The organism is Clostridium autoethanogenum DSM 10061 (genome assembly GCF_001484725.1).
Lineage (GTDB): Bacteria > Bacillota > Clostridia > Clostridiales > Clostridiaceae > Clostridium_B > Clostridium_B ljungdahlii.
Genome location: NZ_CP012395.1, coordinates 2,962,867 through 2,981,881, shown reverse-complemented (window position 1 = coordinate 2,981,881; position 19,015 = coordinate 2,962,867). Strand labels below are relative to the sequence as shown.

Here is a 19,015-nt window from a genome sequence, read left to right as displayed (position 1 = left end):
TATTCTGCCAGGTTATAGAAGTTTCGCTCAAAATATTAAAAGGTATTAGGAGGACGAAAAAATGAGTGAAGAAAGAAAATTAGGATTTGAAACATTACAAGTACATGCAGGCCAGGTGCCTGACCCAACTACAGGTGCAAGAGCAGTTCCAATTTACCAGACTACATCCTTTGTATTTAAAGATGCCGATGAAGCCGCAGACTTTTTCCAGCTTAAAAAACCAGGAAATGTTTATGCCAGAATAATGAACCCAACAGAAGACGTATTTGAACAAAGAGTAGCAGCCCTTGAAGGCGGCAGCGCAGGCCTTGCTACATCTTCCGGACTTGCAGCAATACTTTACGCTGTATTAAATGTAGCAAGTGCAGGAGACAATATAGTTGCAGCTAGCACACTTTATGGTGGAACTTATGAATTGTTTTCAGTAACCTTGAAAAAGTTAGGAATTGATGTAACTTTTGTAGATCCCGATGATCCTGAAAACATCAGAAAAGCTATTACAGATAAAACTAAAGCAGTTTATGCAGAAACAATAGGTAACCCTAGAATCAATGTTTTGGATATAGAAGCTGTAGCAAACATAGCCCATGAAAACAAAATTCCTCTTATTATAGATAATACTTTTGGAACTCCTTATCTAGTAAGACCTATAGAATATGGTGCAGACGTAGTTGTTCATTCTGCAACTAAATTTATAGGTGGTCACGGGACTACTTTAGGCGGAATTATAGTAGATGGTGGAAAATTTGACTGGGCAGCAAGCGGAAAATTTCCTGACTTTACAACACCTGATGAAAGCTATAATGGGCTTGTATATGCAGATCTTGGACCTACAGCTTTTGCTACAAAAGCCAGAGTACAACTTTTAAGAAACACAGGCGCAACACTAAGTCCACAAAGTGCTTTTTATTTCTTACTTGGACTTGAATCACTTTCTCTTAGAGTAGAGAGACATGTAGAAAATACACGAAAAGTAGTTGAATTTTTAAGTAAACATCCAAAAGTTGCATGGGTAAACTATCCTGAACTTGATGGAAGTCCATACAAAGAATTAGCTAAGAAATACCTTCCAAAAGGGGCAGGTTCAATATTTACCTTTGGAATAAAAGGTGGATCTGAAGCAGGAAAGAAATTTATAAACAGCGTTAAATTGTTCTCCTTACTTGCAAATGTAGCAGATGCAAAATCATTAGTAATTCACCCTGCAAGTACAACTCATGCAGAGTTAAATGAAGAACAACAAAAAGCTGCTGGAGTTACTCCAGACCTTATAAGGCTTTCAATAGGTGTGGAAAATATTGATGACATTATATACGATTTGGATCAGGCTCTTGCAAAAGCTTGATAAATTAATTTAATTTGGCTCCCATAATTTTTATATTATTTTAACCCATAAATAATGGGCTGACTACTAATTAATTAGTATGTCAGCCCTATGTATGATTTTAAATAGTTGAAAGTTGACAATTATCCACTATCAACTTTCAACTAAAAAAATTAAGTATACTTAATTACAATTTTCAATTTTCTCTATAATAGCTTTAGTAAATACAGTAGTAGTAGCATTTCCTCCTAAATCCTCTGTTAAATATTTACCTTCTCTAAGTACAGATTCTACAGCTATCTCAATTTTATTTGCCGCTTCTGTTTCACCTAAATAGTTAAGCATCATAACTCCCGAAAGTATTATAGCCGTTGGATTTACTTTATTCTGTCCTGCAATATCCGGAGCCGAACCATGGGCAGCTTCAAACACTGCTGCATCTTCTCCTATATTAGCCCCTGGTACTAATCCAAGCCCGCCTATAAGTCCTGATGCCATATCTGATAAAATATCTCCATATAAATTAGGCATAACAAGTACATCATAGTCCTCTGGATTGAGTACAAGTTTCATACTCATAGCATCTACTATTACACTTTCAAATTGAATACCTTTATATTTTTCCGCTACTTTTTCAGCTGTTTTTAAAAAAAGTCCATCTGAAAGTTTCATTATATTAGCCTTGTGAACTGCCGTAACTTTCTTTCTTCCATTTTTAATTGCATACTGAAAAGCTGCCTCTACTATTCTTTCACTTGCCTTTTTAGATATTATTTTAACGCTTTCTGCTATTTCATCATTTATCATATGCTCAATCCCTGCATACAAATCTTCTGTATTTTCTCTAAATATTACAAGATCCACATTATCATATCTACATTTTACTCCAGCATAAGTTTTTATAGGCCTTATGTTTGCATATAGATTTAATTTTTTTCTAAGAGTTACATTGACACTTTTAAATCCTTTTCCAACAGGGGTAGTAACTGGTGCTTTAAGTGCTACTTTATTTTTCTTTATACTTTCTATAATATTATCTGGTATTGGTGTACCATATTTATCCAAAATTGAAGCTCCAGCCTCAAGTATTTCCCAGTCAATATCTGCCCCACTCTTATCTATAACTTTTTTTACAGCTTCACAAATTTCTGGTCCTATACCATCACCTTTAATAAGAGTAACTTTATGCGTCATTTTTAATCCTCCAATAATCACTTGTTATTTTCTTTCATCATATTTAAAAGTCCACCAAACTTTATCATATCTCTCTGTCTGTCCGTAACATTAAATACCATTTTGTATTCTTCATTTCTATTCTTATTTTTCACAGTCACTACATCATTCTTAATTTGTTTTAAAGTATCTTCTATAACCAGTTCATCCATAACATCTATCTTGTCATAATCATCTTCATTTTCAAAAACTAAAGGTATTATTCCATTATTTATTAAATTTGCCCTATGAATTCTAGCAAAAGATTTAGCAAGAACTGCCTTTACTCCAAGATAAAGAGGAGCAAGTGCAGCATGTTCCCTACTGGAACCCTGACCATAGTTACTTCCAGCTACAATAATTCCTCCTCCATTTTCCTTTGCTTTTTTAGGAAAATCTTCATCACAAGGAGTCAAGCAGTATTCAGCTAAATGAGGTATGTTTGACCTATAAGGAAGCAATTTTGCATTTGACGGCATTATATGGTCCGTAGTTATATTATCTCCAACTTTTGTAAGTACTTTGCCACAAGTTATATTCTCACAAGACTTTGCCTTTGGAAAAGGCTTTATATTAGGGCCTCTAACTACCTTAATGTTATCTCCTGTTTTATCAGGAGGAGCAATCATATTATCTTCTACAAGAAATTCATCTGGCATCTCAATATAAATAGGTTCTCCCAGTTCTCTTGGATCTGCAATATAGCCTTTTATTGCAGATGCAGCTGCAATTTCAGGACTTACAAGATAAATTTTAGCTGATCTTGTTCCAGATCTTCCTTCAAAATTTCTATTAAACGTTCTAAGTGATACTGCATCTGTAGATGGTGACTGTCCCATACCTATACAAGGTCCACAGGCACTTTCAAGTATTCTAGCCCCTGACCCTACCATAGATGCAAGTCCTCCATTTTGAGCAATCATGTTTAAAACCTGCTTTGAACCCGGTGATATAGTAAGTGATACATTTTCATTAACTGTTTTTCCCTTTAATATATGTGCAACCTTCATCATATCTACAAAAGAAGAATTAGTACAACTTCCTATACATACCTGATTTACTTTAACATCTTTAAGCTGGGATACTGGTACAACTTTATCTGGACTATGCGGACAGGCTACCATAGGCCCAAGAGTAGATAAATTTATTTCCATTTCTTCATCATAAACTGCATCTGCATCCGGCTGAACATACGAAAAATCCTTTTCCCTTCCCTGGGCTTTTAAGAAATCGCGTACTGTATCATCACTTGGGAATATGGAAGTAGTAGCTCCAAGTTCTGCTCCCATATTTGTTATTGTCGCTCTTTCGGGTACAGATAAAGTTTTCACTCCTTCTCCCACATACTCAAATATCTTCCCTACTCCACCTTTAACTGTGCATCTTCTAAGCATTTCTAAAATAATGTCTTTTGCTGTAACCCAGGGACTTAACTTACCCCTCAAGTTAACTTTTACTATCTTAGGCATATTTATATAATATTCTCCACCGCCCATAGCTACTGCTACATCTAATCCACCAGCACCAATGGCAAGCATTCCTATACCTCCGCCTGTAGGTGTATGACTGTCTGAACCCAAAAGGGTATCCCCAGGCACTCCAAATCTTTCAAGATTAACTTGATGGCATATTCCATTTCCAGGTCTTGAAAAATATATGCCATGTTTTTTTGCCACAGTCTGAATGTAAAGATGATCATCTGCATTTTCTGGACCTGATTGAAGTATATTGTGATCTATATAAGCTACAGATTTTTTAGTTTTCACTCTATTTATTCCAAGTGCTTCAAATTGAAGATAAGCCATAGTTCCAGTTGAATCCTGGGTAAGTGTTCTATCTATTTTTATAGCTATTTCCTCTCCTACTATCATTTTACCTTTAACCAAATGATTTTTTATAATTTTTTGTGATGCATTTAATCCCATTGTTATCCTCCATTATATAGTTGTAGATAAACTTTCAACTTATAATCCATTGAATTTATTATATAAATCTTGTATCTACTCTAGCTAGCTCTTTCTTCTTTTTTTTGTGAAATATCTGGCAGCATCTTATCAACTAATAATTCTAGTTCATCATTTCCTATTATGCTAGTTCTTCCTGCTTTATATTGTTCATCCACCCATTCTTTAATTTTAGCAATTCTAGTATCCCATTTATCAATTTTTTCTTCATCTTTTAATCTATAATAGGTATTAATCCAGGCTGCAATTCCAGCGTGACCGGAATATTGATTTACAGCTACTACAACTGGCCTTCCTAAAATTTTATCCGTATCAAATATATTATAGATTTCTTCATCTTTTAATATTCCATCTGCATGTATTCCAGCTCTAGTTACATTAAATTCTTTTCCCACAAAAGGGGTTCTAGGTGGAACTGCATATTCCATTTCTTTTTTAAAATACTCTGATAATTCCGTTATAACCTCAAGTTTCATATTTTTAGTATTTCCTTTTATCTGTCCATATTCAAATATCATAGCTTCTAGTGGGCAGTTTCCTGTTCTCTCTCCAATTCCTAAAAATGAAGTATTTACAGCTGATGCACCATATAGCCAAGCTGTTGTAGAATTATTTACTACTGCATAAAAATCATTGTGTCCATGCCATTCTATACATTCTGAAGGAACACCACAATTGTTCCTAAGACCATACATAATAGCCTGTACGCTTCTTGGTAATTCCACTCCACTATAAGATACTCCTAGTCCAAGGGTATCACAGGCTCTTATTTTTATAGGAATACCTGATTGTTTCGATAATTCCATTAACTTATTTACAAGTGGAACTACAAATCCATAAAAATCAGCCCTGGTTATATCTTCTAGATGACATCTTGGACGAATTCCATTATCCAAAGCTTCTTTAACTATACCTAAATACATATCCATAGTTTCTTTTCTAGTCTTTCTCAACTTTTTAAATATATGATAATCTGAACAAGACATAAGCATTCCCGTTTCTTTAATTCCCATTTGTTTTACCAATTTAAAATCTTCTTTATTAGCCCTTATCCATGAAGTAACCTCCGGGAATTCATATCCTCTTTCCATACATACTTGAGCAGCTTTCCTATCCTTCTCTGTGTATAAAAAAAATTCCGTCTGTTTTATTATTCCCGAATTATTATCCAAATTATGAAGATAATCAAAAATTCTAATTATCTGTTCTGTAGTATACGGAGGCATTGACTGCTGGCCATCTCTAAATGTAGTATCCGTAATATATATATTTTCAGGTAAGTCTTTAGGTATTTGTACTCCATTAAAATTTATTTTTGGAATTTCATCATAGGGAAATATATTTTTATAAAAATTGGGACTATCTACATTATTTAATTTATATTCATAGGAACTTTTTTTCATTTAATTCATCTCCTCGGATTAATATTGGACCTATCTTTTAAAATGTCTTTTTGAATTATTTTATACATTATATTTCATATATGAATTTTGCGTTTATTTTTTGTAATCTATATTTATGTACTGTTTTTGAATATTTGTAAGCATATTCATGGCTTATTAGTACCATTTCTATAATAAATATGCTTATATTGTATCACTTTTATTATTGATAAGCAAATATTTATTTGTTATTTTTGACGCAATTTTATGTAACGTATTCATTATGGGTCTTTTATAATACATAATAGGATTTTTTAATCAAATATTGGCTCTATACTAATTTGAAGTACTGTATATGTTATAATAAATGTTGTATTATCATGAACTCATAATTAGAATTTTCAAGGAGGAATAATTTTATGTTAAAAACTTTTTTATTTTATGTAGTTTTTTTCTTGTACATGGTCTATTCATTAGTTAAAAAATTGAAGTTAGACAGAATTAGAAAAAGTGGTTCTGAAAAAGAAGCTGAAAATTATATATATATAGCTGTGAAAAAATGGTCTAATTTTATATTAAAGCTTATAAATGCATCTGTAAAAGTAACCGGTACAGAAAACATTCCACAGGTTCCCTGCCTTTTTGTTTCAAACCATCAAGGTTTTTTAGATATACCTATAATACTATCTTCTTTAGACAGGACTGTAGGATTTATAGCTAAAAAAGAACTAACGAAGTTCAAATTAGTTTCTTACTGGATGAAACAAATTAATTGTATTTTTATAAATAGAAATGATATAAGAGAATCAATAAAATCTATAAATAAAGGTAGTGAACTATTAAATAATGGACATAGTATGGTAATATTTCCTGAAGGCACCAGAAGTAAAGGCCCTAGAATAGGAGAATTTAAAAAGGGAAGTTTAAAACTGGCTTTAAAATCTAAAGTACCTATAGTTCCAATTGCTATAGATGGAAGTTATAAACTAAGAGAGGGAAATGCTCATTCTATGATAAAATCTGCAAATGTAAATATAACTATATGTAAGCCAATTTATACAGATTCTCTTTCGAGAGAAGAGAGAGAATCTTTAGCAGATAACATAAAATCAGAAATAAGTAAACATATTTATTTAGAAAATTAATATAGGATTCATAAAGGAGGACACTGAATGAAATTTATAAAAAAATACTTTAATATACTATCAATCGTATTTATTTTCATATTTCTAATGTCAGGATGTACAAATAATACTAATTCAAATACTAATTCCAACTACAGTGGACTTAAAGTTCATTATATAGATGTAGGACAAGGAGATAGTGAATTAATACAAGTAAATGGAAAAAACCTTTTGATAGATGCTGGCCCAAATGAAAGTAGAGACAAATTGATGTCTTATTTAAATAAACAAAATATTAAAAAACTTGACTATGTAATTGCAACCCATCCTGATGAAGATCACATAGGTGGCATGGGAAATGTAATAAAAAAATACACTGTTAATAAGTTTTATACTCCTAAAAAAATAGTTAATACAAAAACTTTTGAGTATATGATTCAACAATTAAAAAATAAAAATATGAAAATAGATGCTCCAACTCCTGGATTACAGTTAGACTTAGGTAAAAATACAACTGCAGAAATACTTGCACCTAATAGTAAGAGTTATCCAGATACAAATAATTATTCAGTAGTATTAAAACTAACTTATGGAAATACCAAATTTCTTTTTACAGGGGATGCAGAAAAAACAAGTGAAATGGAAATGATAGATAAAAATTATGATCTATCAGCTGATGTACTAAAAGTTGGCCATCATGGTAGTTCAAGCTCCACTTCACAACAATTTCTGGATAAAGTTAATCCTAAAATAGCAGTAATAAGTTGCGGAAAAAATAATAAATATGGACATCCACATAAAAAGACAATAAATAAACTTAAAAAGAAAAATATACAAATATATAGAACCGATATAAGTGGAACAATCATTCTCACTAGTAATGGCACTAAGATAAGTAAACAAGACTAACAATCACAGAAAGGAATTGCAATGGATACTCAAATTACATTAAAAAACAATTCAAGGATGAAAGGGATACTACTAGTAGTATCCGCTTCTATGCTTTGGGGTGTTTCAGGACCTGTAGCTCAATATCTTTTTCAAAAAAAAGATATTAGTCCAGAATGGCTTGTAGATATTCGTCTTTTACTGTCAGGATCACTCCTACTTATATTTCTATACTTAAAGAATGGTAAAAAAATCTTTAATATATGGAAATCTAAATACGGTAGGAGAAACATAATTTTCTTTAGTATCATAGGATTAATAGGCGTACAATATGGTTATTTTGCATCGATTAAATATGGGAATGCTGCTACAGCTACAATACTTCAATATCTGAGTCCAGTAATAATTGTATGTTATGTGTCCTTTAAATCTAAAGAACTTCCTACCTTAAGGGAAACATTATCAATCCTGCTGGCTTTATTAGGTACGTTCTTACTCATTACTAGAGGTAATATACATAGCCTAGCCATCTCCAACTTAGCTTTATTCTGGGGAGTTTTATCAGCATTTGCTGCTGCATTTTATGTAGTTCAACCTGCATATATTATTAAAAGATGGGGGTGTGATATTGTAATTGGTTGGGGAATGCTTTTAGGTGGAATATTCTTTAGCTTCGTTCATCCTTTTTGGAGAATACAAGGAGAATACTCTACTGATTCAATTTTAGCAATTACTTTTGTAGTTGTTTTTGGAACCCTTGTTTCCTTCTATTGGTATTTGGATAGTACAAGGTACATTAAAGCTTCAGAAACAAGTTTACTTTCTTGTTTAGAACCTATGTCTGCAACTACAGTGTCAATACTATGGCTTCACACTCCTTTTGGTATATTTGATATTATAGGAAGTATACTTATTTTAAGTACAGTTTTAATCTTATCTTACAATAAAAAGTCATAATAATAGGATACACTAATCAAGTAGGAGTTGAATAATTATTTTATTTAGCAGATTTCCCACACAGTTCAGTACATAGTGGTTCAAAAGAAATTAGTATACTAATAAATATACTTCAGATACAGAAACTAAATCTATTTCTTTAAGATACTTGTTAGTTAACGACTTAGATAATATAAGGCTATTGGATATTCTCCAATAGCCTTTCTTGTATGCATAGCCCACACATCTCCCGTATCAGACTTTCAGTAATAAGATTATACCCATGTCAAAAGCATAAATAAAGCAGATTAATTTTATTAATCTGCTTTCACATATATTCAAATTTATTAGTTTTTAATCTATAAAATAAAAAATGGCTCCGTGGAGAGGGCTCGAACCTCCAACCCTTCGGTTAACAGCCGAATGCTCAACCATTGAGCTACCACGGAACAATAATTTTTTCACCTGGCAGCGACCTATTCTCCCACAGGGCCTCCCCTGCAGTACCATCGGCACCCTGAAGCTTAACCTTCCTGTTCGGTATGGAAAGGGGTGTTACCTTCACGTCATTACCACCAGATACCGATTTGTCAAAATCTTTGATTTTGGTATAAATCGGTACTCATCAGCTTTAGCTGATTGAGTCTCATTAAATTATCAAAAATTACTATTTCTATCAATTTTCATATATATTAACTTTTAAGAGTTCAAATTACTCTGTCCTCTCAAAATTGCACAGTAAACTTTTTTTCTTTCGTTTTTATTTGGTCAAGCCCTCGACCTATTAGTATCAGTCAGCTTAACAGGTTGCCCTGCTTACACCTCTGACCTATCTCCTCGTGTTCTTCGAGGGGTCTTACTAGCTTACGCTATGGGAAATCTTATCTTGAGGTGGGCTTCACACTTAGATGCTTTCAGCGTTTATCCCTTCCCAACTTGGCTACCCAGCTATGCTCCTGGCGGAACAACTGGTTCACCAGCGGTCGGTCCATCCCGGTCCTCTCGTACTAAGGACAGCTCCTCTCAAATTTCCTGCGCCCGCGACGGATAGGGACCGAACTGTCTCACGACGTTCTGAACCCAGCTCGCGTGCCGCTTTAATGGGCGAACAGCCCAACCCTTGGGACCTACTTCAGCCCCAGGATGCGACGAGCCGACATCGAGGTGCCAAACCTCCCCGTCGATGTGAACTCTTGGGGGAGATCAGCCTGTTATCCCCGAGGTAGCTTTTATCCGTTGAGCGATGGCCCTCCCACGAGGTACCACCGGATCACTAAGCCCGACTTTCGTCCCTGCTCCACCTGTTTGTGTCGCAGTCAAGCTCCCTTCTGCCTTTGCACTCTTCGAAGAATTTCTAACCCTTCTGAGGGAACCTTTGTACGCCTCCGTTACTTTTTAGGAGGCGACCGCCCCAGTCAAACTGCCCGCCTAACATTGTCCCGTCTCCAGTTTCATGGAGCCCGGTTAGAATTCCAGTACTATCAGGGTGGTATCCCAACATCGACTCGGTAATGGCTGGCGCCACTACTTCCTAGTCTCCCACCTATCCTGTACAGACAATACCGAAATTCAGTGCTAAACTGCAGTAAAGCTCTACGGGGTCTTTCCGTCCAATCGCGGGTAGCAAGCATCTTCACTTGCACTTCAATTTCGCCGGATTTGTTGTCGAGACAGTGCTCAAATCATTACGCCATTCGTGCGGGTCGGAACTTACCCGACAAGGAATTTCGCTACCTTAGGACCGTTATAGTTACGGCCGCCGTTTACTGGGGCTTAAGTTCTGACCTTCGCTTGCGCTAAGTCTTCCCCTTAACCTTCCAGCACCGGGCAGGCGTCAGCTCCTATACTTCAGCTTTCGCTTTAGCAGAAACCTGTGTTTTTGATAAACAGTTGCTTGAGCCTTTTCTCTGCGGCCACTTGCGTGGCTCCCCTTCTCCCTAAGTTACGGGGTTAATTTGCCTAGTTCCTTAACAACAATTCTTCCGATGGTCTTAGGATTCTCTCCTCACCTACCTGTGTCGGTTTGCGGTACGGGCACATAAAAACTCCATAGAGACTTTTCTCGGCAGCGTGAAATCAGGTACTTCCCCTTGCGGGTTCCCCATAACACCTCATCATTGATATACCGGATTTTCCTGGTATACCTGACTCGATGCTTAGACATACATCCATTTGTATGCACACCTTATCCTCCTGCGTCATCCCTTTTGTCAAACGCTTTTATGCGGTATCGGAATTTCAACCGATTGTCCATCACCTACGCCTTTCGGCCTCGGCTTAGGTCCCGACTTACCCTGGGCGGACGAACCTTCCCCAGGAAACCTTAGGTTTTCGACCAATAAGATTCTCACTTATTTCTCGCTACTTATGCCAGCATTCTCTCTCCTGTACAATCCACCGTTCCTTCCGGTACGACTTCTACTCATACAGGATGCTCCTCTACCACTCTTTCGAGTCCACAGCTTCGGTGGTAAGTTTTAGCCCCGGACATTTTCGGCGCATGATCTCTTGACTAGTGAGCTATTACGCACTCTTTAAATGAGTGGCTGCTTCTGAGCCAACATCCTAGTTGTCTTAGAAATCACACATCCTTTCCCACTTAACTTACACTTTGGGACCTTAGCTGGTGGTCTGGGCTGTTTCCCTTTTGACCACGGATCTTATCATTCGCAGTCTGACTGCCGGAATTCAAGTATATGGCATTCGGAGTTTGATAAGGTTCAGTAACTGTTGTCAGCCCCTACCCCATTCAGTGCTCTACCTCCATTACTCATTTCCGACGCTAGCCCTAAAGCTATTTCGAGGAGAACCAGCTATCTCCGAGTTCGATTGGAATTTCTCCGCTATCCACAGCTCATCCCATGGTTTTTCAACACCAACGTGGTTCGGTCCTCCACGGAATTTTACTTCCGCTTCAACCTGGCCATGGATAGGTCACTCGGTTTCGGGTCTACAACATACAACTTTTCGCCCTTTTCAGACTCGGTTTCCCTCCGGCTCCGTACCTTAAGTACTTAACCTTGCTGCATATCATAACTCGCTGGCTCGTTCTACAAAAAGCACGCCGTCGTACTTTACGTACTTCGACTGTTTGTGGACACACGGTTTCAGGTTCTATTTCACTCCCCTCCCGGGGTTCTTTTCACCTTTCCCTCACGGTACTCCTTCTCTATCGGTCACCAGGTAGTATTTAGCCTTGGGAGGTGGTCCTCCCTGTTTCCCACAAGGTTTCTCGTGTCTCGTGGTACTCTGGATTAGATCTGACTGCTCTTTGTTTTCATTTACAGGGCTTTTACCTTCTACGGCGGAGCCTTCCAGCTCTCTTCAATTAACACTTCACAGTTTTTATGATCTATCCGCAACCCCAGGAACAAGTTCCTGGTTTGGGCTCTTTCCCTTTCGCTCGCCGCTACTTAGGAAATCGATGTTTCTTTCTCTTCCTCCGGGTACTTAGATGTTTCAGTTCCCCGGGTTTGCCTCTACAAACCTATGTATTCAGTTTGCAGTACCTAGCGTTGTCTAGGTGGGTTTCCCCATTCGGATATCTCTGGTTCTCTGGCTATTTGCGCCTACCCAGAGCTTTTCGCAGCTTATCGCGTCCTTCTTAGGCTCCTGGTGCCAAGGCATCCTCCATGCGCCCTTTGTAGCTTGACCTTTCATTATCGAAAATTGCTATTAACTTCGCAATACTGCGTCAAAACTTTCATTCTAGTGCTCATTTACACTAGTAAACTCCGCTCCTCATTCAAGTTTTTCCTTGTCTTGCTCGTTACTATCAATTTTCTTATTATCATCATATCATTTTGAAAATGATACTTTACTACAAAGGTTATATTATAACCTTAGCTTTACTTTATTTCTTATTTACTGTGCAATTTTCAAAGGACAATTTTTCAATTTACATTATAAATTGAAAATGGTTTTCTAATGAAAACCTTTGGTGGGCTTAAATGGACTCGAACCATCGACCTCACGCTTATCAGGCGTGCGCTCTAACCAGCTGAGCTATAAGCCCTAAATGGTGGAGATAAAGAGATTCGAACTCTTGACCCTCTGCGTGCAAGGCAGATGCTCTCCCAGCTGAGCTATACCCCCAAAATACTTTTATTCTATTTTTAAAAAATTGCTATTAACTTCACAATACTTCGTCAAAACTTTCATTCCGGTGCTCATTTACACTAGTAAACTCCGCTCCTCATTCAAGTTTTTCCTTGTCTTGCTCGTTACTATCAATTTTTATCATCATCATACCACTTAAATTCAAAAGTGATACTGTGAAGAATCTATCTGATCCTTCAAAATTAAACAGAGTAGACTTTCTAACTTACTTAAACCATCAATTTATAAGATAGATTATACTCTATCTTTCGACTCCCTAGAAAGGAGGTGATCCAGCCGCAGGTTCTCCTACGGCTACCTTGTTACGACTTCACCCCAATTACTAACCCCACCTTCGGCCGCGTCCTCCTAAGTTAGACTACGGACTTCGGGTGTTGCCAGCTCTCATGGTGTGACGGGCGGTGTGTACAAGGCCCGGGAACGTATTCACCGCGACATTCTGATTCGCGATTACTAGCAACTCCAACTTCATGTAGGCGAGTTTCAGCCTGCAATCCGAACTGGGGGCAGTTTTTGAGGTTTGCTCCACCTTGCGGTCTTGCTTCTCTCTGTACTGCCCATTGTAGCACGTGTGTTGCCCTGGACATAAGGGGCATGATGATTTGACGTCATCCCCACCTTCCTCCGCGTTAACCGCGGCAGTCTTGCTAGAGTGCTCAACTAAATGTTAGCAACTAACAACAGGGGTTGCGCTCGTTGCAGGACTTAACCTAACATCTCACGACACGAGCTGACGACAACCATGCACCACCTGTATCCCTGCCCCGAAGGGCTTCTCTTATCTCTAAGATATTCAGGGTATGTCAAGTCCAGGTAAGGTTCTTCGCGTTGCTTCGAATTAAACCACATGCTCCGCTGCTTGTGCGGGCCCCCGTCAATTCCTTTGAGTTTTAATCTTGCGATCGTACTTCCCAGGCGGAGTACTTATTGTGTTTACTGCGGCACAGAAGGGGTCGATACCTCCTACACCTAGTACTCATCGTTTACGGCGTGGACTACCAGGGTATCTAATCCTGTTTGCTACCCACGCTTTCGTGCCTCAGCGTCAGTTACGGTCCAGAGAATCGCCTTCGCCACTGGTGTTCTTCCTAATCTCTACGCATTTCACCGCTACACTAGGAATTCCATTCTCCTCTCCCGCACTCTAGATATCCAGTTTGAAATGCAGTGCCCGGGTTAAGCCCGGGTATTTCACATCTCACTTAAATATCCGCCTACGCACTCTTTACGCCCAGTAATTCCGGACAACGCTCGCCACCTACGTATTACCGCGGCTGCTGGCACGTAGTTAGCCGTGGCTTCCTCCTTGGGTACCGTCATTATCGTCCCCAAAGACAGAGCTTTACAATCCGAAAACCTTCTTCACTCACGCGGCGTTGCTGCATCAGGCTTTCGCCCATTGTGCAATATTCCCCACTGCTGCCTCCCGTAGGAGTCTGGACCGTCTCTCAGTTCCAATGTGGCCGATCACCCTCTCAGGTCGGCTACGCATCGTCGCCTTGGTAGGCCGTTACCCTACCAACTAGCTAATGCGCCGCGGGTCCATCTCAAAGCGGATTACTCCTTTAAATCAGTCTCCATGTGAAAACTGATTATTATGCGGTATTAATCTCCCTTTCGGGAGGCTATCCCCCTCTTTGAGGTAGGTTACCCACGTGTTACTCACCCGTCCGCCGCTAATCCACTCCCGAAGGAGCTTCATCGCTCGACTTGCATGTGTTAAGCACGCCGCCAGCGTTCGTCCTGAGCCAGGATCAAACTCTTAATTTAAAAGTTTATATGGCTCTATAGAAAATTGATATTAACTTCGCCCAGCTTCGTCAAATACTTCACTCCGGTGCTCAATTACGTTAGTAAGTTCCGCTCCTCGTTCAGCATTTTCCTCGCTGTACTCGTTACTATCAATTTTAGTATATTACTTTCAGTTATCACTGATCATAATACACCAAATTACGAAATTACTTTTTTAGCTGCTCTCGCAGCTCAAAAGAATTGCTGGTTTATTCTAAATAAGTTGTACTTATATCTTCCTCTGTTTAATTTTCAAGGATCATTTTGCTGTCTCACTTCGACAGCTTTTATAGTTTATCACGTCTTTTTTATTTTGTCAACATCTTTTTTTCTACTAACAAAATATAAATTTACGCGGCTCTCAAGCAACATTTATCAACTACTCAAGCAACGTATGTAATCTTATCATATTTCTTATAACACCACTGATGTCTTATATTCAAATACTACAAATTATATTGTAAATAATCAATATTTCCCTCTTATACTTAATATTTCGCACATAGATACACCCGGTAGAGATTATACTGATTTTAACCTAATTACAGTGTTTATCCGCTAACTATCCTCTCTAATACTCTCATGCACTCTGTAAAAGCAACTATCATCAGATCAAAGATACCGAGAAGCCTGTTAATAATCATTAGATAAACTTATTTTTGTTTTGAATCGCTACATCATTGAAAAACATATTCCTCTTTTTATATAATAATTGTAGGATTATCAATGAATATTACTTAGTGGGAAAAGCAGATATCCCAAATCTCTGATTTGGTGATAGTCGCTTTCGCTGTGTGCAAGCAGATATTCCAAATCTTTGATTTGGTATAGTCGCTTTCGCTGTGTGCGTGGGAGTGTTACAGTAGCTAGCCATCAGACAAAATTAATGAAACGAGGGTATCCAAATGAATATATCTAAAATACTTGTTATAGAGGATGATGAAGAAATAAACAACTTAATTTATAATACTTTAAAAAATGAAAATTATAATATAGTACAAGCTTTTGACGGAAAAGATGCACTTGAGAAATACGACAATACTTTTCAATTGATTATTCTAGATTTAATGCTTCCTTATATAGATGGTATAGAAGTTTTGAGAAAAATACGAGAAAATAGTACTGTACCCGTTATTATTCTTTCCGCTAAAAATGAAGAAACCGATAGAGTTATAGGGCTCAGCATGGGTGCTGATGATTATATGATAAAACCATTTTCCACAAGAGAACTTGCAGCTAGAGTCAAAGCTCAGCTTAGAAGATATATATACTACAATAATGTTCATGATAAAAATCCAACTTTAACATATAAATCTTTAAAATTAGATACTTCGAATCATAAGTTCTTTAAAGAAGACAAAGAACTAAACTTGACTCCAAAGGAATTTGAGCTTCTAAAGTTTTTTCTTAAAAATCCTGATAGAGTTTTTACAAAAGCACAAATATTTAATGGAGTTTGGGAAAATGACTATTTGCACGATGATAATACTGTAATGGTACATATTAAGAGGCTTAGGAACAAAATTGAAGATAATCCAAACAACCCTAAATACATAGTTACTGTATGGGGAATAGGATATAAACTTGGTGAATAATATGAGTATATTAAATTGCGTTTTAATATTCATAATAATTTTTCTAATACTTATACTAATGAGCTTTTATAAAAAAGCAAATTATATTTCAATAGTCATTGATCAAATATTAAATGGAAATTTGAATCAAAGGATAAGAACACAAACTCATGTAAGAACTTTAAGTAAACTGATTATAAATATAAATAGGTTGATAAACAGGCTTCAAAAAGTACAGGACAAAAGTAATACAAGTGAAGAATCTCGTAAAAGGATGATATCAAATATATCACATGATTTAAGAACACCACTCACATCAATCCTTGGGTATATAGAACTACTGTTAAATGATACCACCTTAACACTAGCTGAAAAAGAACGTTATATGAAAATAGCTTACAGTAAGGGAATTTACCTCTACAATTTGATAGAAGAATTTTTTGAAATTTCAAAGATGGACTCAAATGACTTCAAACTTGATGTAAAAGAAATAAATATATGTGAAATTGTAAGACAAAACATATTACTTTTCTTTAGTGAATTTAAAAAGATAAATATTGAACCTGAATTAAAGTTTGAAAAAGATGATGTTTATGCTGTGGCAGATGAAAAATCACTAAACAGAATTTTAGCAAATCTCATAAATAATGCATTAAAGTACGGCTCACATGCCACTAAAATAGGTATTGATTTAAGCTGTGACAATGATAATGTTTTTATTTCCGTATGGGACAATGGACCTGGAATACCTAAAGAAGATTTGCCTTATGTATTTGATAGATTGTATACCGTAGAAAAATCCAGAAAGTTAAATTTAAAAAGCAGTGGATTGGGACTTACAATAGTAAAAAAGTTGGTTGAATCATTAGGTGGAAACATTTTTGTATCCAGCACTCCTTTTGAAAGAACAGAATTTAAATTTACGCTGAAGCAGAATTTAAGAAAATTGTAAGAACTTATTAAATAGCATGTAAGGATTATGTTGTATATTATAGACATAGTCCTTTTTTATTAAATGTTAATGGAGGTATCGTGATGGACGACATTCTTAAAACTTACAATTTAACAAAAGAATTTAAACACTTTTGTGCAGTTAAAAATTTGAATATACACATAAAAAAAGGTGATATATATGGATTTCTTGGACAAAATGGTGCTGGAAAAACTACAACCATAAGAATGATTATGGGACTTATAAAACCGACTTCTGGAGAAATCGAACTTTTTTCTGAGAAAACTTCAAATAGAAAAGTGCTGGAGAGAATAGGTTCAATGATAGAATATCCAGGATTTTATCCAAATCTTACAGCAGGTGAAAACTTGGAAATACACAGGCGGATGATGGGAGTCCAGGGCAAGAATTGCATAGATGAAACCTTAAAAGTAGTAGGTATAAGTGATGTTAAAAATAAAAAAGTAAAAGAATTTTCACTTGGTATGAAACAAAGGCTTGGAATTGCAAGGGCACTTTTACATCATCCTGAATTTTTAATATTGGACGAACCAACTAATGGGCTTGATCCTATAGGAATTAAAGAAATAAGAGAACTTATTATAGACTTATGTAAAAAACAAGGTATTACGTTTTTAATATCAAGTCATATATTAAGCGAAGTTCAACAGATGGCAAATAAGATAGGCATAATTCATAAAGGAGAGCTCCTAGAAGAAATATCCTATGACGAACTTCAAAGAAGAAACAGACATTATATAAATATCAAAGTGAATAATGATAAAAAAGCTTCTTTCATCCTTGAAGAAAAACTTGGAATAAAAGATTATGTCATATGGGGAAAAAATAATTTTAGGGTTTATGAAAAGCTTCAGGAAATTTCAAATATAAATAAAGCTTTAGTTTCAAATGATTTACTTGTAGATGAAATATGTTTAAAAGTGGACAGCCTGGAAGATTATTTTATAAAGCTTACAGGAGGCAATTAAATGTTTAATATAGTATACTCTGAATTTTTAAAGCTTAAAAAGTCATATCTAGTAATTATAACTTTAATTGCTGCTATTTTTGTTCCAATACTTGAATGTATACAAGCACTTTCAAACAACTATAGAGGTAGTTCAGAAACACTAAGAAATACTTTATTTATGAATTATAGGGTAAACATAGAAGTGATTTGTTTTCAGTTTTTATATATAGTTTTTTTCTCATTAATAGCAAGTTATGTTTTCTCAAGAGAATTTACAGATAAAACTGCAAATACTTTATTTATTTATCCATCTTCTAGAATAAAAATTTTCATTGGAAAATTAATTACAGTGTATATAATAATTGCATTTGCATATTTCATTCAATCTATATCCACATATTTGACACTTTATATATCATGGAGAAATTTACTTCCATCTTATCTTATTGTTAAAGATATAGAAGTCAACTTATATTCCATGCTATTTCAGTTTTTGCTAATACCGATTCCAATATTAATTGGAAACTTAACAAAGAACATTATCTTTCCTGTAATATATGGCATACTTGGAGCTGTATCTTCTGCATTTATGATGCTTATGGGCATATATATGCAGGTGGACCCACTCATGCTTCCCGCATTACCCATATACTACTTTTATAAAGGTGATCCAATTGATTATGTACTTGTAATTTCAAGTGCAGTTTTAACTTTTGGTGTATCTATATTTCTATGTTTATATCACTATATTAATGGAGATATAAACTAATTTTAATGGA

The 19,015-nt window shown here is 35.9% G+C and carries 11 protein-coding genes, 3 tRNA genes and 3 rRNA genes; 8 read left to right on the top strand and 9 right to left on the bottom strand.

Annotation, left to right across the window (positions count from 1 at the left end; all coding sequences use genetic code 11):
* Positions 1 to 61: 61 nt before the first annotated feature.
* Positions 62 to 1,345, top strand: coding sequence for an O-acetylhomoserine aminocarboxypropyltransferase/cysteine synthase family protein (locus tag CLAU_RS13485; protein WP_013237334.1), 1,284 nt, complete (start codon positions 62 to 64; stop codon positions 1,343 to 1,345).
* Positions 1,346 to 1,507: 162 nt separating this feature from the next.
* On the opposite strand, the gene CLAU_RS13480 is transcribed toward CLAU_RS13485, so the two are convergent.
* From CLAU_RS13480 to CLAU_RS13470, 3 genes are all read right to left on the bottom strand, one after another.
* The gene (locus CLAU_RS13480; RefSeq protein WP_023162833.1) at positions 1,508 to 2,518 is read right to left on the bottom strand and encodes an isocitrate/isopropylmalate dehydrogenase family protein; all 1,011 of its coding nucleotides are present in this window, start codon (positions 2,516 to 2,518) and stop codon (positions 1,508 to 1,510) included.
* A 17-nt stretch (positions 2,519 to 2,535) separates the two neighbouring features.
* Complete coding sequence (locus CLAU_RS13475) at positions 2,536 to 4,461, bottom strand: aconitate hydratase (protein ID WP_023162832.1); 1,926 nt, start codon at positions 4,459 to 4,461, stop codon at positions 2,536 to 2,538.
* Positions 4,462 to 4,541: 80 nt separating this feature from the next.
* Entirely contained in the window at positions 4,542 to 5,903 is a 1,362-nt protein-coding gene (locus CLAU_RS13470; RefSeq protein ID WP_013237331.1) for a beta/alpha barrel domain-containing protein, read from the bottom strand.
* Positions 5,904 to 6,301: 398 nt separating this feature from the next.
* Between CLAU_RS13470 and CLAU_RS13465 the strand changes: the two genes are divergently transcribed.
* Genes CLAU_RS13465 through CLAU_RS13455 form a run of 3 tightly spaced genes read left to right on the top strand, consistent with a single transcriptional unit; the run spans position 6,302 to position 8,851 of the window.
* Complete coding sequence (locus CLAU_RS13465; RefSeq protein ID WP_013237330.1) at positions 6,302 to 7,027, top strand: lysophospholipid acyltransferase family protein; 726 nt, start codon at positions 6,302 to 6,304, stop codon at positions 7,025 to 7,027.
* Positions 7,028 to 7,054: 27 nt separating this feature from the next.
* Positions 7,055 to 7,915 (top strand): ComEC/Rec2 family competence protein, encoded by an 861-nt coding sequence (locus CLAU_RS13460; protein ID WP_013237329.1) that lies wholly within the window; start codon positions 7,055 to 7,057, stop codon positions 7,913 to 7,915.
* 21 nt (positions 7,916 to 7,936) lie between these two features.
* Entirely contained in the window at positions 7,937 to 8,851 is a 915-nt protein-coding gene (locus CLAU_RS13455; RefSeq protein WP_023162830.1) for a DMT family transporter, read from the top strand.
* A 353-nt stretch (positions 8,852 to 9,204) separates the two neighbouring features.
* Here the strand turns inward: CLAU_RS13455 and CLAU_RS13450 are convergent.
* The 6 genes from CLAU_RS13450 to CLAU_RS13425 form a co-directional block, all read right to left on the bottom strand.
* Positions 9,205 to 9,279 (bottom strand) — tRNA-Asn (locus tag CLAU_RS13450).
* Positions 9,280 to 9,293: 14 nt separating this feature from the next.
* Positions 9,294 to 9,410, bottom strand: a 5S ribosomal RNA gene (rrf, locus tag CLAU_RS13445).
* A 184-nt stretch (positions 9,411 to 9,594) separates the two neighbouring features.
* Positions 9,595 to 12,484, bottom strand: a 23S ribosomal RNA gene (locus CLAU_RS13440).
* A 284-nt stretch (positions 12,485 to 12,768) separates the two neighbouring features.
* Positions 12,769 to 12,845, bottom strand: a tRNA-Ile gene (locus tag CLAU_RS13435).
* Between the two features lie 4 nt (positions 12,846 to 12,849).
* Positions 12,850 to 12,925: transfer RNA gene (locus CLAU_RS13430), tRNA-Ala, on the bottom strand.
* Between the two features lie 284 nt (positions 12,926 to 13,209).
* Positions 13,210 to 14,719, bottom strand: a 16S ribosomal RNA gene (locus CLAU_RS13425).
* The 16S, 23S and 5S rRNA genes sit together here with 3 tRNA genes alongside, the layout of an rRNA operon.
* 926 nt (positions 14,720 to 15,645) lie before the next feature.
* Between CLAU_RS13425 and CLAU_RS13420 the strand changes: the two genes are divergently transcribed.
* The 4 genes from CLAU_RS13420 to CLAU_RS13405 all read left to right on the top strand — a co-directional run bounded on the left by CLAU_RS13420 (position 15,646) and on the right by CLAU_RS13405 (position 19,005).
* Positions 15,646 to 16,335: a response regulator transcription factor gene (locus CLAU_RS13420; protein WP_013237327.1), complete on the top strand. Its 690-nt coding sequence runs from the start codon at positions 15,646 to 15,648 to the stop codon at positions 16,333 to 16,335.
* A 1-nt stretch (position 16,336) separates the two neighbouring features.
* Positions 16,337 to 17,266 (top strand): sensor histidine kinase, encoded by a 930-nt coding sequence (locus CLAU_RS13415; protein ID WP_013237326.1) that lies wholly within the window; start codon positions 16,337 to 16,339, stop codon positions 17,264 to 17,266.
* A gap of 83 nt (positions 17,267 to 17,349) precedes the next feature.
* The gene (locus tag CLAU_RS13410) at positions 17,350 to 18,255 is read left to right on the top strand and encodes an ABC transporter ATP-binding protein (protein ID WP_013237325.1); all 906 of its coding nucleotides are present in this window, start codon (positions 17,350 to 17,352) and stop codon (positions 18,253 to 18,255) included.
* On the top strand, positions 18,256 to 19,005 hold the full coding sequence (locus CLAU_RS13405; RefSeq protein ID WP_023162828.1) for an ABC transporter permease: 750 nt from the start codon (positions 18,256 to 18,258) through the stop codon (positions 19,003 to 19,005).
* Positions 19,006 to 19,015: the final 10 nt, after the last annotated feature.